This window comes from Lysobacter alkalisoli (genome assembly GCF_006547045.1).
Classification (GTDB): Bacteria; Pseudomonadota; Gammaproteobacteria; order Xanthomonadales; family Xanthomonadaceae; genus Marilutibacter; species Marilutibacter alkalisoli.
Genome location: NZ_CP041242.1, coordinates 1369702 through 1383318 on the forward strand (window position 1 = coordinate 1369702; position 13617 = coordinate 1383318).

Genomic DNA, 13617 nt, shown 5'->3' on the forward strand with positions numbered 1-13617 from the left:
CGTCCGCTAGCCTATCAGGCAGTGACGGTCCGGAAGTGCTGCGATAGCTAAAGAACCGGAAGCCAGCTGCGAAGAGGGCCTGGACCTTTGTCCATTGCTCAAGATCTTTGGCGGGAGGCGCTTTGAACGAGCGACCCATCTCATAGATTGTCCCGCCGCAGCTTGGGCAGACGGCAACTGAGTCTGGGCGGGGTGCGACCTTGAAGCTCTTGCGGCAGTCAAAGCAGGCATGGGCAATCAAGTATTGTGGACTTGGCATACGATTGACCTGCATAGGCGCCTAACGCCAGAGTTAAGCCGAGTTGCGAAGCAACTTCGGCTTGAACGAATTGTTAGGCCGCACCTCAGATGGGCCCCAAACCGAGGCCGAGGATACCGCCAAACTCTTGCCCAGTGAGCTTGGTTGTCCGCTCAGTGAGCGTTGCGTGGGCGAGAACAAGAACGCCTGCAGCAGTAATGGAGAGCGTAACAGACGCGACGGATAAACGCTTTGTCAAGCTTGTCCCGCGCCAACTAAGTAGCGCCGACAAAGCGCCAATTGGCAAGACAACGGCTAGGCCAACTATAGTGATGATGGCATTTACGCCCCAAGTGTCCACGAAGGATTGCTGGATTTCAGCGTCCGTGAAAGGCGGGAAAGCTAGCGAGTAAATGGCGAACGCGCTAACGATGGCAAAGAGCCCGATGAAACCGACAAGGATTACTACACGTAGCTCTGTCATGTGTTGTGCGGCCTAACGCCAGAGTTAAGCCGACCCGCCCCGGGCCGGTTCCGAAGCCGATGTTAACGCGGAACCACCCGGGTGCAAGCTGATCCGAAGCGGGTTCGGCTTGAACGACCTGTTAGGCGCACGGTGAAAGGCGGCGAAGTGGAACCGTACCCGTACACGAAGCAGTGAGCCCGCCGATCAAACCCGACGAAGGCCGACAACAGTTGGTGGCCCGGACCCGATTGACCGAAGCCAGGAGCGCCGCCCCCAAACCCGAGCTTGACCGATCCCTGTGCCGCCCGTCTGGGCTTGGCCAACTGTCCCGGAGGCCGAGCGGCACAATGGCCGTGGCGGCGCAGCAAGGAACAACCGAAGGCGGCTTTTGACGCGAGGGAATGCCTGACCGGGCAGGGCGGCTCGGCAGTGGGAGCGCAATTTTGAAAGCTGCATGCCCACGCCTAACGCCAGAGTTAAGCCGACTACCGTAGCGGAGCCAATCACATGGCATGCTTTACCTGCCATGTGATTGGTGTAGCGAAGGTAGTTCGGCTTGAACGAATTGTTAGGCGCCAACCGAACTGTTTGACGCCTTGCCGCTGACCCAGACCGCATGGCCTTGAGCCAGATGCGCCGAGAATAGCGTGCCTTTGGCTGAAAGTGCACAAAGACCCAGCCCATAAGGCCGCATTCACGGGAACACCGTCTGGGTGCACGAATGTTCCGAGAGGTGCCCGAGGAACATGGCGGGCAGGGGAGTTGGGGTGCCGATCATGGCCGAGGGCGGGACGACCAGGCCGTGCCGGCATTGGAAGGTCAACGCAGCCGATGTTTGTTGAAGCTGCGCGAGCACCCAGCCACGCGCGTAGCGGGTGGCGGACTGGGCCGATGGTTGTGGCCTGCTTGCCGACACCAATCGGGACGGAGCCATGCGCACAGCGGATGGCGTAGCCACTGCGGTGCTGACCGAACAACGACCTGGCCGAATTGGCGCCTAACGCCAGAGTTAAGCCGAGCCGCGAAGCGGCTTCGGCTTGAACGAATTGTTAGGCGCCAATGCCCGCATCACTGGACACCTGCATCTGGCAAGTACGGGCTAGTGACGGGCGGACTGATCGCCTTAGCCTCCAATGCCAGAGCGATGACCAGACAAAGTCCGTTGTGCTCTACGCCAAGCTTCCGCCGCTCCTGACCCTTGCGCACGGTCGAAGCAAGTTTAAGTGCTTCGACGACTAGCGCCTTTTCGTCCGACATGCTGTCAGCCAGCAAGATGGACATGTCAGCACCTTTCTCATCAAGCCACTCGATGATGCGACCGGCTTGTATTGCACCATGTACTTCGTCGAATGAGGCGGTGAGACCATCATCCAACAGCATGTTGACGCGGAGAATGACGTCATCGAGGTAGATCTGACGATGGTCTGGCATGGAACTCTCCTTGGCGCCTAACGATTGAGTTAAGCCGAGCCGCGAAGCGGCTTCGGCTTGAACGATTTGTTATGCGCCACGGACACTGAGCGAAGCCGCCATTGTCCCCGACGCGACCATGACCGGGAGCCTACCACCACTGTCCCGAAGGCCGGTAGGAAATCGAGGCCAGCGCTTGACCGACCGAAGCCTGGGCGCCGCCGATCCGTGAATCGGTGAACTGACCGTGGCAGTGAACCGCGCCGCCGACCCGGTAGCCGAACAGCTCTGTATTGCAGCGGCGCGAAGACCGCCGGCGGTGCAACGCGGATGCGGCAAAAGCGGGCTTTGCGAAGCGCCAGTGACGGTTGGAATGGTGGGGTAGTGCGGCGCCGGTAGCGCTACTTTGAAATCGCCAACCCACGCATAACGCCAGAATTAAGCCGTGCCGCGAAGCGGCATCGGCTTGAATGAATTGTTAGGCGGCATGCGCCACCAACGGGACAGAACGATAGTACAACCAGAGCTCAAACGAGACGCCGGCGACTATGCCAACGGTAGGGAACAACCACCACGTTGCGGAAGAACTATTGGTGATGGAAATGGCCAAGAGGCAAAAGAAGAGCGGTATGACGCCGAGCGTCAGCAGATGAAGCGCGCTGCGGTACTTTGAGACTGAGACAAGCCCACCGCAACTCTGACATTGGCGCTTTCGTCTCGGACTGAGCGAAATCTTGGCCCAGAACCCAAACTGGTAGTTTTTGCAATGTGGGCACGTGTTGACGCTCATCCAATGCCGCCTAACGCCTGAATTAAGCCGCGCCGCGAAGCGGCGTCGGCTTGAATGAATTGTTAGGTCTCACCCGCGAATGCGAGCAAGCCAGCCACATTGGCCCGAAAGGTCTCCTTGGGGTCAATGACCGGCTCACCTGGCGAGGTGAAACCCATGTACTGATGGTACAGCTGCTTATCGATCTCCCTACCATCGGGCCCCAAGCGGTAGATGAACCATGCACGGTCGTAGGAATGCCGAGAATGCCAGGGGACATAGGGCCGAAACTCCGCAACCGCCTGTTGAAGAATTGGGAAGACCTGCCGCAGATGCGAGTCAATGTTGCTGGGCCAGTTGGAAGGAACTGGATAAAGTCCGGTCACGGCGCCCAGCAGCGAGGAGCGGAACTTGGCTGCGGCAGTGCGACGAGCGTTCTTGCGATGAACGTACAGAAGTAGAAAGCCGCCGAGCAGTGCAGCAAGGAGTGTTGCTAATTGGACTGGAATGCTCGGCATGCTCGTTGTGAGACCTAACACCAGAGTTAAGCCGACCCGCCCCGGGCCGGTTCCGAAGCCGATGTTAACGCGGAACCACCCGGGTGCAAGCTAATCCGAAGCGGGTTCGGCTTGAACGAATTGTTAGGCCTCTGACCGGTAGTCTCGGATGGCAACTACTACTGTTGAGATCAGCGACCCAGTCGTTGTCACGCCGGTTGCATAAAGGAAAAAGAAAACGAGTTGCCCCTCGTATCCAGGACGTTTGACCCAAACTTGCATAAACGCATCAAAGTATGCGACCACGAGACCAAGTAAGCAGAAGAAGCCGGCACCGCCACAAATCGTCGCTACATTATGGGAAATCCCATGACGCTCGTGGCCAGCACAAAGAGCTGCAACATTTACGATCAGGATTATGGCCACTACCGCAATAACAATCGCCAGTCCCATGAAAGTTGCCTCTGAGGCCTAACGCCTGAGTTAAGCCGACCCGCCTTGGGTCGGTTCCGAAGCCGATGTTAACGCGAAACAACTCGGGTGCAAGCTGATCCGAAGCGGGTTCGGCTTGAACGAACTGTTAGGCCCCACGCCCACGAATGATATCCACCCACAGTGAGCGAAGACCTGATGCCAGACCAGATGCTAGCGCGTAGATTACGACTGCTGTAAAGGTTGTTACTGCGATATAGAAGGCCCAAAAAGGCCAATGCGAACGCGAAACCAAAGGGGTATGGCTTTGGCCGGGAGCAACCAGGCATTGCATTGTCGCGCTGTGGAAGCTCCCGCCAGCGTCGGCGCAAGCGTCTCCCTCTAGGAATACGAGAGCAGCCCAGGCGGCCAGAGCTACAGCAAAGATGGCAATGGCTAACTGCGCGACATGCTTCATGTGGGGCCTAACACCTGAATTAAGCCGAGTTGCGAAGCAACTTCGGCTTGAATGAACTGTTAGGCGGTACGCGCCACCAACGGGACAAAGCGATAGTACAACCACAGCTCAGCTGCAACGCCAGCGAATATGCCGCCTACAGGAAGCGCCCAAGAAAGCCAGTTTGATAAGTCAAGGAGAGTAATGGCTAGCAGGCAGATGAAGAACGGGATGAACCCCACCGTCAGCAGATGAAGAGAGCTTTGCAACCATGGAACACTCACCATGCTTCCGCAGGATTGGCACCTTCTCTTACGAGCTGGGCCGAGTGAAACCTTGGACCAGAAGTCCATGCAGTGGTTACCGCAATGTGGGCAGTGGGTGGGATGCATCTTGCGCCGCCTAACGCCAGAGTTAAGCCGACCCGCCCCGGGCCGGTTCCGAAGCCGATGTTAACGCGGAACCACCCGGGTGCAAGCTAATCCGAAGCGGGTTCGGCTTGAACGAATTGTTAGGCCTCTGACCGGTAGTCTCGGATGGCAACTACTACTGTTGAGATCAGCGACCCAGTCGTTGTCACGCCGGTTGCATAAAGGAAAAAGAAAACGAGTTGCCCCTCGTATCCAGGACGTTTGACCCAAACTTGCATAAACGCATCAAAGTATGCGACCACGAGACCAAGTAAGCAGAAGAAGCCGGCACCGCCACAAATCGTCGCTACATTATGGGAAATCCCATGACGCTCGTGGCCAGCACAAAGAGCTGCAACATTTACGATCAGGATTATGGCCACTACCGCAATAACAATCGCCAGTCCCATGAAAGTTGCCTCTGAGGCCTAACGCCTGAGTTAAGCCGACCCGCTATGGGCCGGTTCCGAAGCCGATGTTAACGCGGAACCACCCGGGTGCAAGCTAACCCGAAGCGGGTTCGGCTTGAACGAACTGTTAGGCCCCACCGGCTAAAGACCTGAGTTGCTGCTCTTTGTGCCTACGAACCCAGAGCACAATGCCACGATGAATGACTCGAACAAGACTGCCGACCGTAAGTAAGGAAATAAACAGTCCAATGAGTGTGGAATTTTGCCCCTTGTCGTAGTGAATGGACTCGTGTTGCGAAAGATAGAAGAACGAGAGCCAAGACCCAAACCAGACAATCAGCCAGACATAGAGGCTCGGCTTACACCATGGAGAGAGCAGTGGATAAAAGAGCGCAAGGGCAAGAGCGCATGCGATCAGGATAATTGTGGCCACAAAAAATACCTCCATGTGGGGCCTAACACCTGAATTAAGCCGCGCCGCGAAGCGGCGTCGGCTTGAATGAATTGTTAGGCCGACCGTCCGCGCTTGAGCGCTGATGAGCCAACCCATGACCAGTATGCAATTACAGCGGCCAGCCTAGCAAAGCCGAGATTGAGGCAGTTCTTGATATAGCCAAACCACTCAAAGGAGTTCCCAGGCTGTTGCTCGAGCAGGCGCGGCCAGCCCTCAACTTGCCAGAAGTCGGCGAATAGCCATATGGCCAACCATATAGGTGCGACCCAGCCAGAAGAGAACGCGATAAGAAGTACTTGTTTCAGATTGCGCATGGTTCCCCGGCGGCCTAACGCCAGAGTTAAGCCGACCCGCCCCGGGCCGGTTCCGAAGCCGATGTTAACGAGGAACCATCCGGGTGCAAGCTAATCCGAAGCGGGTTCGGCTTGAACGACCTGTTAGGCGCACGGTGAAAGGCGGCGAAGTGGAATCGTACCCGTGCACGAAGCAGTGAGCCCGCCGATCAAACCCAACGAAGGCCGACAACAGTTGGTGGCCCGGACCCGATTGACCGAAGCCAGGAGCGCCGCCCCCAAACCCGAGGTTTGACCGATCCCTGTGCCGCCCGTCTGGGCTTGGCCAACTGTCCCGGAGGCCGAGCGGCACAATGGCCGTGGCGGCGCAGCAAGGAACAACCAAAGGAGGCTTTTGATGGGAGGGAATGCCTGACCGGGGCAGGGCGGCTCGTTAGTGGGAGCGCAATTATGAAAGCGGCATGCCCACGCCTAACGCCAGAGTTAAGCCGAGTTGCGAAGCAACTTCGGCTTGAACGAATTGTTAGGTGCCAGCCAGCTCACCGGTAGGTGGCTCCTGGCGCCCAGTATTCCTCGAGTGCAACTTGAGCTGATTCTTGCCATACGGACTGATCTGAGAAAGCGAGCTTGTCGAGGACTGCCACAACCACTTGCTCCTCAGCGACAGTGAGAGATCCGAAGCGAGGTGGATCGCGGTCAGGTGGTCGGAGCGAAGACAGAAAGGAATCCGTAGCATTGGAATGGGGGTTGGCGGTATTTTTTAGGGCGTAGCCCAGCAAATGAGGCAGGTAGAAACGCCAGGACTGAGTGTCTAAGTACGAGATGCCCCAGAAGTAGGTCTCTAGATACTCAGGTGTGATCCTGTCCAGCTCCGGGTCAAAGGCTGGAGCCGCCTGATAGTCATCAAGGGAATTTCCACCTCGGAGCGACATGGGTGGACTGGCAGGAAGGTCGCCAAAACTTTTGTTCAAATTCGCGACGATGCTTTCCATGGCACCTAACGCCTGAGTTAAGCCGACCCGCAGCGCGAACGGTGGGAGCACGACGCGCTGGCAGAGACGACAGGTTGGCCGAAGCCACGAAGCGGGTTCGGCTTGAACGAATTGTTAGGTCCCACCGGCTAGAGACCTGAGTTGCTGCTCTTTGCGCCTACGAACCCGCAGCGCAATGCCACGACTAATGGCTCGAATAAGACTGCCGATTGTAAGAAACGCAATAAACATTCCCACGAATGTGGAATCTTGTCCCTTGCTGTAGTCGGCCGACTCAAGTTGGGAGAGATAGAAGAATGAGAGCCAGGAGCCAAACCAGACAATTAGCCAAACATAGAGGCTGGGCTTGCGCCACGGCACGACTAACGGATAGAAAAGCGCAAAGATCAGAGCGCACACGACAATAATTGCTGTGGCCACAAGTTAACTCCATGTGGGGCCTAACACCAGAGTTAAGCCGACCCGCTATGGGCCGGTTCCGAAGCCGATGTTAACGCGGAACCACCCGGGTGCAAGCTGATCCGAAGCGGGTTCGGCTTGAACGACCTGTTAGGCGCACGGTGAAAGGCGGCGAAGTGAGGTTGTACCCGTGTGCGTAACAGTGAGCCCGCCGATCAAACCCAACGAAGGCCGACAACAGTCGGTGGCCCGGACCCGATTGACCGAAGCCAGGAGCGCCGCCCCAACCTCAAGTTTGACCGATCCCTGCGCCGCCCGTCTGGCCTTGACCCACTGTCCCGGAGGCCGGGCGGCGCAATGGCCGTGGCGGCGCAGCAAGGAACAACCGACGGCGGCTTTTGACGCGAGGGAATGCCTGACCGGGCAGAGCGGCTCGGCAGTGGGAGCGCAATTTTGAAAGCTGCATGCCCACGCCTAACGCCTGAATTAAGCCGCGCCGCGAAGCGGCGTCGGCTTGAATGAATTGTTAGCCTTGCGGATCCGATGCTTGTACAAGGTAGCAGCCTGTCATTAGGCGTACCGCGTCTGACTCGTTGGTGTTGCGCCATGTCATGCTTGTAGAAGATGTGCCAACCGTAATTGGTCCGACTGGAATGATGCTGAATGAGCCGTCGATGTCCAACAGATAGAACTGCTTTTGGCCAGACTGCGCCTTGAATGAGATAGGCTCTGGCGTCTGAGAGAACGATGGTGACGAGGTGGTTGAGACTGTGTACTCGCCGGGCGGCAGGTATGCGTAAGTGAAGGAGCAGTTTGGCAGTGTTGCTAGTTGCCGATTATTTAGATTTGCGTGAATTCTGACACCGCCACCAGTGAAGTTCTTTGGCCGGTAGAGGTAGACAAGGGCAGAATCATTTCGCGTGGGTTCGACGCCTACGAACGCAGGGTTTTCGGTTGGAATGGTGGAACAGCCGACAAGAACGGTCAGTAAGCTTGCGATGAGAACCATCCTGCTGATCATGTCCGCCTCCATTGATGTGTCCAAGCAGGGCTAACACCTGAATTAAGCCGAGTTGCGAAGCAACTTCGGCTTGAATGAATTGTTAGGCGCTGAGGTTACCCCAGAATGCCCCGGGGCTGGCAACTGCCGCTTTGAACGTGTCCGAAGCCAGGGCAACCGTGCGCGCCCGACGACGTATCCGCTGGATGCTGCCCGAAGCGGGGGCTTTACCGACAGCCCGGCCGCGAGCTTGGCCTACATCCGAAGCCGACAGACTGCCCGCGACCCCGTGTGAGCGCGCCTGGCAGCGTGTCCGAAGCTGTGTCCGACGCGGCGAACCCAGCCGCGCGCGAAGCGGGCGGCGGTGGAAGCACGATGGTTGTGTCTAGTGACCTGGAAACGCTAGCAGCGGAGCCGTGCGCAGCGCGGACGGCGGAGCGGGGCAGCGAAGCCAGCAACGCAAACTGCTTTTACAGCGCCTAACACCTAGTAGACCCCGAAAGCGGGGTGGTATCGAATCTTGGCCAAGCCGAGTCGCAGCGTCAATCGGAGTATTCCTACCAAGAATCAAGGACTTTTCCGATGGTGCGGGGATCTAGACTAGACCATCCTCCCCGGATATCTGACGAATTGGGGGTGCTATGGAAGGCGATGGGGTGGTATCTGGTGCGGAAAGCCCGGCAGGTCAGGATAGGGGGGCGGGCAAAGGCCGCCGTAAGCGGTTCTTCCAGAACGTGGGGCCCGGTATGCCATCGAAGCTGCTAGACATGGTCCGTGCGCGCTGCCGTGTGATGCACTACAGCATCCGAACGGAGCGAGCCTATGTCGACTGGATCAAGCGTTTCATCCTGGCCAACGGCAAGCGACACCCGCGAGACATGGGGCGTAGTGAGGTGGAGGCCTTCCTGTCGAACCTGGCGACGCAGGGTCAGGTGGCGGCCAGTACGCAGAACCAGGCGTTGTCGGCGCTGTTGTTCCTGTATCGGCAGGTGCTGGATGCCGAGCTGGAGTGGATGGAGACGGTGGTGCGAGCGAAGCGGCCGTCGCGGTTGCCGGTGGTGCTCTCGCGCGATGAGGTGGCGAGGTTGCTTTCGCGGCTCGATGGACAGGCCTGGCTGATGGCGGCCTTGATGTACGGCACCGGGATGCGCTTGATGGAGTGCCACCGGCTGCGGGTCAAGGACTTGGATTTCGAACGCAACGAGATCTGCGTTCGCAACGGCAAGGGCGGCAAGGACCGGCGGGTACCGCTGCCGCAACGGTTGAAGGTCGACCTGCAGCGCCAGCGTGACCGGGTGAAGGTCCTGCATGGGCAGGATCGGCTCGAAGGGGTGGCTGGCGTGTATCTGCCGCACGCACTGGCGAAGAAGTATCCGAATGCGGGCTTCGAGCTCGGCTGGCAGTACCTGTTTCCCTCACCGCGGCTTTCGCGGGACCCTCGTACGAACATCCGTCGCCGACACCATGTCGACGAGGCGGTGCTGCAACGGGCGGTCAAGGCGGCGAAGGCGAAGGCCGGCATCGACAAGCCGGCCAGCTGCCACACGCTGCGCCACTCGTTCGCGACCCACCTGATCGAGGCCGGGCAGGACATCCGCACCGTGCAGGAACTGATGGGTCACAAGGACGTGACAACGACGCAGATCTACACCCATGTGCTCGGACGTGGCGCGGGTGGCGTACTCAGTCCGCTTGACCGGCCGGGCGTGGCCGAGCGTCGCGCACGCTATACGATCGAGGGATGTCTGGCCGAGATGCCGGCAAGGGAAGCGCCCACGGTCCTCAGTCCGGCGTGCGCCGCGGCTTGAGTCCGCTCAGCCGCCCTTGCCGAGCATCAGCAACAGTCCCTTCGCCGCGGCCAGTCGCGTCGCGGCGTCCGGCAGGTCGAGCGTCATCCGCAGCTTGTCCGGCCCATCCATCCGGTACGACTTTGGCTGACCCTGGATCAGCTTGATGATTGCCATCGGATCGACGTTGGGTTTTTCGACGAACTGCACGCGGCCGCCATTCGCGCCGAGGTCGAGCTTGCGGATACCCAGCGCGGTCGCGTCCAGCTTCAGTTCGGCGACGGCGAACATCTGCTTCGCGGTCTCCGGGAGCAGGCCGAAGCGGTCGATCATCTCCACCTGCATCTCGCGCAGCGCCTCCTTGTCGCGGGCACTGCTGATGCGCTTGTAGAGGGTCAGGCGGGTGTGCACGTCGGGCAGGTAGTCCTCGGGGATCAGCGCGGGGATGTGCAGCTCGATCTCGGCACCGCGCGCTTCGGCTTCGTCCGCATCTGGCAGCTTGCCTTGTTTGATCGAGCGTACGGCGCGCTCCAGCAGCTCGGTGTAGAGGCTGAAGCCGACCTCGGCCATCTGCCCGCTCTGGCCTTCGCCGAGCAGCTCGCCGGCGCCGCGGATCTCTAGGTCGTGGGTGGCGAGGGTGAAGCCGGCGCCGAGCTCGTCCATCGATGCGATCGCGTCCAGCCGCTTCTGCGCGTCCGGGGTGATCGAGCGCTTGTCGGGAATGACCAGGTAGGCGTAGGCGCGATGGTGGCTGCGACCGACACGGCCGCGCAGCTGGTGCAGCTGGGCCAGGCCGAACTTGTCGGCGCGGTTGATGATGATGGTATTGGCGTTGGGGATGTCGATGCCGGACTCGATAATGGTCGAGCACAACAGCACGTTGAAACGCTGCTTATGGAAGTCGAGCATTACCTTTTCCAGTTCGCGCTCGGGCATCTGGCCGTGGGCGATGCCGATACGCGCATCCGGCACCAGTTCCTGCAGTTCGCGCTGCATGCGACCGATGCTTTCGACGTCGTTGTGCAGGAAGTAGACCTGACCGCCGCGCGACAGTTCGCGCTGGAACGCCTCGCGCAGCTGGGCATCGTCCCAGGGCACGACGAAGGTCTGCACGGCGAGCCGGTGCGCGGGCGGGGTGGCGATGATCGACAGATCGCGCAGCCCGGCCATCGCCATGTTGAGCGTGCGCGGGATCGGCGTGGCGGTGAGGGTCAGCAGATGCACGTTCGCGCGCAGTGCCTTCAGCGCCTCCTTCTGGCGCACGCCGAAGCGTTGTTCCTCGTCGACGATGACCAGGCCCAGGTCCTTGAAGCGCACATCCTTCTGCAGCAGGCGATGGGTGCCGACAATCACGTCGATCTTGCCTTCGGCGAGCTTGTCGAGTTCGGCCTTGATCTCCTTGGTCGATTTGAAGCGCGACAGCACCTCCACCCGCAGTGGCCAGTCGGCGAAGCGGTCCTGGAAGTTGCGGTAGTGTTGCTCGGCCAGCAGGGTGGTCGGCACCAGCAGCGCAACCTGTTTGCCGTTTGCGGCGGCGACGAAGGCCGCGCGCACGGCGACCTCGGTCTTGCCGAAGCCGACGTCGCCGCAGACGACCCGGTCCATCGGCTGGCTGGAGCCGAGATCGCGGATCACCGCTTCGATCGAGGAGTGCTGGTCGGGCGTTTCCTCGAACGGGAAGGCCGCGGCGAACGGCTCGTACATCGCGCGGTCGACCTCGATCGCGAGCCCGGCCCGGGCCTGCCGCTTGGCCTGGATCTCCAGCAGTTCGGCGGCGACGTCGCGGACTTTCTCGGCGGCCTTGCGCTTGGCCTTCGACCACTGCTCGCCGCCGAGCGAATGCAGCGGCGCGGTTTCGATCGCAGCGCCGGAGTAGCGGTTGATCAAGTGCAATTGCGCGACCGGCACGTACAGGCGGTCGCCCTTGGCGTACTCGATCTCGAGGTATTCGCCAGGCTGACCGCCAGCCTCCAGTACCACCAGCCCGCGGTAGCGGCCAACGCCGTGGTCCTCGTGGACGATCGGCGCGCCTTCGGTCAGTTCGCCGAGGTCGCGGATGATCGCTTCGGGTTCGCGGCCGGCACGGCGGCGCCGGCGTGGCTGGCTGACGCGCTCGGGGAACAACTGGCGCTCGGTGAGGATGGCGATCGCCGGTTGGGTCAGGGCGAAGCCATCGTCGAATGGGGCGACGGCGATCGCGAACCTGGTATCGCTTGCGGCAAATGCGCCCCAGTCGGATTCGACGTCGGGTTTCAGTGCGGCCGCATCCATCACCTCCAGCAATGCCTCGCGACGGCCGGGTGAATCCGCAGCGATCAGCACCCGGCCGGGATAGCTCGACAGGAACGATTTCAATGCTTCAGCCGGTGCGGCATCCTTCGCTGCCAGAGGCAACGACGGTGCGGGCTGGTCGCCAAGAGCGGCCGCGCGTTCGCGTTGCGGATGCGATTCGCCGCAGACCTCGATCCGGTCGCCCCTGTTCAACGCCTCGCGCAACATGTCAGGCGACAGGTACAACTCGGCCGGCGGCAGTACCGGGCGTTCGATGTCGTGACGGCGCTGCTCGAAGCGTTCGCCGGTCTGTTTCCAGAACGCTTCGGCGGCTTCGTTCACACCGTCGCCGACCATCGGCAGGACGTTGTCCCCGAGATAGTCGAACAGGGTCGCCGTCGTTCCGGAAGCATCCCCACCGAAGAACAGAGGCAGGTAGTACTCCACGCCGCCGGGAGCCACGCCGGCCTTCAGATCCTGGTATAGCGCGCTGTTGCGGGCGTCGAGGTCGAAGCGCTCGCGCAGGGTGTCGAGCGCGCGTCCCCGCGCGGCCTCGTCCAGCGGCATCTCGCGGCCGGGCAACATGCGCACTGCGTCGATTCTTTCCAGCGAACGCTGGGTCTCGGGGTCGAAGCCGCGGATGGTGTCGATCTCGTCGTCGAGCAGCTCGACCCGGAACGGCTGCGTCGCGCCCATCGGGAACACGTCGAGCAGGCCGCCGCGTACCGCGAAATCGCCCGGGTCGAGCACCTGCGGCACATGCCGGTAGCCGGCCGATTCGAGCCGGCGCTTTTCGGCATCGAGGTCGAGGCGCTGGCCGACCGCGAGATCGAAACTGCCACCGATCACGTGCCGCTTCGGTGCCAGCCGCTGCATCAGCGTCTGCACGGGTACCACCACGATCCCGCGCTCCAGCGTTGGCAGTCGGTGCAATGCGGCCAGCCGCTGGCTGACGATGTCCGGGTGTGGGCTGAAGACGTCGTAGGGCAGGGTTTCCCAGTCCGGGAACGGCAGCACCGGCAGGGTGCCGTCGTCCCCGATCAGGGTGTGCAGGTCGGATTCGAGCTGGTGCGCGCCGTGGTTGTCGCGCGTGATCGCCAGCAGCGGACCGCCATGCGCGCGCGCCGCCGCGGCGATGTGCCAGGCCAGCGCGGATGGCGATGCAGGTGCGCGCCACCAGGCGCGTTGCTGGCCGGTTCGGGGCAATGGCGGGGTGGGGAAGGCAGAAGCGGGATCGTTCATCGGCACCGGACACAAAACAGCAACAGCGCCGGACACGGCAGTGCCCAGCGCGACAAGGGAGGTCTCATGGACCCGTAATCCCCCAATGGCCCGTCCTGCCCGTGCAAGCTG

Annotated in this window: 8 protein-coding genes; 1 reads left to right on the forward strand and 7 read right to left on the reverse strand. The window is 60.8% G+C overall.

Going from position 1 to position 13617, the window contains the following annotated elements; genetic code table 11:
• Positions 1 to 1772 precede the first annotated feature (1772 nt).
• The 6 genes from FKV23_RS06055 to FKV23_RS17780 all read right to left on the reverse strand — a co-directional run bounded on the left by FKV23_RS06055 (position 1773) and on the right by FKV23_RS17780 (position 8239).
• Positions 1773 to 2135, reverse strand: a complete 363-nt coding sequence (locus tag FKV23_RS06055) for a hypothetical protein (RefSeq protein ID WP_141623049.1) — start codon at positions 2133 to 2135, stop codon at positions 1773 to 1775.
• 831 nt (positions 2136 to 2966) lie between these two features.
• Positions 2967 to 3401, reverse strand: a complete 435-nt coding sequence (locus tag FKV23_RS06060) for a hypothetical protein (protein WP_141623050.1) — start codon at positions 3399 to 3401, stop codon at positions 2967 to 2969.
• A 123-nt stretch (positions 3402 to 3524) separates the two neighbouring features.
• Positions 3525 to 3833 carry a hypothetical protein gene (locus FKV23_RS06065; protein WP_141623051.1) on the reverse strand — a complete coding sequence of 103 codons (309 nt, stop codon included), beginning with the start codon at positions 3831 to 3833 and terminating at the stop codon, positions 3525 to 3527.
• 926 nt (positions 3834 to 4759) lie between these two features.
• Positions 4760 to 5068 carry a hypothetical protein gene (locus FKV23_RS06070; RefSeq protein ID WP_141623051.1) on the reverse strand — a complete coding sequence of 103 codons (309 nt, stop codon included), beginning with the start codon at positions 5066 to 5068 and terminating at the stop codon, positions 4760 to 4762.
• Between the two features lie 1286 nt (positions 5069 to 6354).
• Positions 6355 to 6807, reverse strand: coding sequence for a DUF6714 family protein (locus FKV23_RS06075; protein ID WP_141623052.1), 453 nt, complete (start codon positions 6805 to 6807; stop codon positions 6355 to 6357).
• Positions 6808 to 7732: 925 nt separating this feature from the next.
• The gene (locus FKV23_RS17780) at positions 7733 to 8239 is read right to left on the reverse strand and encodes a DUF2846 domain-containing protein (protein WP_407067649.1); all 507 of its coding nucleotides are present in this window, start codon (positions 8237 to 8239) and stop codon (positions 7733 to 7735) included.
• Positions 8240 to 8952: 713 nt separating this feature from the next.
• Between FKV23_RS17780 and FKV23_RS06085 the strand changes: the two genes are divergently transcribed.
• Complete coding sequence (locus tag FKV23_RS06085) at positions 8953 to 10014, forward strand: integron integrase (protein ID WP_141623054.1); 1062 nt, start codon at positions 8953 to 8955, stop codon at positions 10012 to 10014.
• Between the two features lie 6 nt (positions 10015 to 10020).
• Here the strand turns inward: FKV23_RS06085 and mfd are convergent, their stop codons facing one another.
• On the reverse strand, positions 10021 to 13506 hold the full coding sequence (mfd, locus tag FKV23_RS06090; protein WP_141623055.1) for a transcription-repair coupling factor: 3486 nt from the start codon (positions 13504 to 13506) through the stop codon (positions 10021 to 10023).
• Between the last annotated feature and the right edge of the window lie 111 nt (positions 13507 to 13617).

Excerpts from the sequence above, each read along its gene's own strand:
- FKV23_RS06055 (WP_141623049.1), bottom strand. The coding sequence starts at position 2,135 with ATGCCAGACCATCGTCAGATCTACCTCGATGACGTCATTCTCCGCGTC.
- FKV23_RS06060 (WP_141623050.1), bottom strand. The coding sequence starts at position 3,401 with ATGCCGAGCATTCCAGTCCAATTAGCAACACTCCTTGCTGCACTGCTC.
- FKV23_RS06065 (WP_141623051.1), bottom strand. The coding sequence starts at position 3,833 with ATGGGACTGGCGATTGTTATTGCGGTAGTGGCCATAATCCTGATCGTA.
- FKV23_RS06070 (WP_141623051.1), bottom strand. The coding sequence starts at position 5,068 with ATGGGACTGGCGATTGTTATTGCGGTAGTGGCCATAATCCTGATCGTA.
- FKV23_RS06075 (WP_141623052.1), bottom strand. The coding sequence starts at position 6,807 with ATGGAAAGCATCGTCGCGAATTTGAACAAAAGTTTTGGCGACCTTCCT.
- FKV23_RS17780 (WP_407067649.1), bottom strand. The coding sequence starts at position 8,239 with ATGGAGGCGGACATGATCAGCAGGATGGTTCTCATCGCAAGCTTACTG.
- FKV23_RS06085 (WP_141623054.1), top strand. The coding sequence starts at position 8,953 with ATGCCATCGAAGCTGCTAGACATGGTCCGTGCGCGCTGCCGTGTGATG.
- mfd (WP_141623055.1), bottom strand. The coding sequence starts at position 13,506 with ATGAACGATCCCGCTTCTGCCTTCCCCACCCCGCCATTGCCCCGAACC.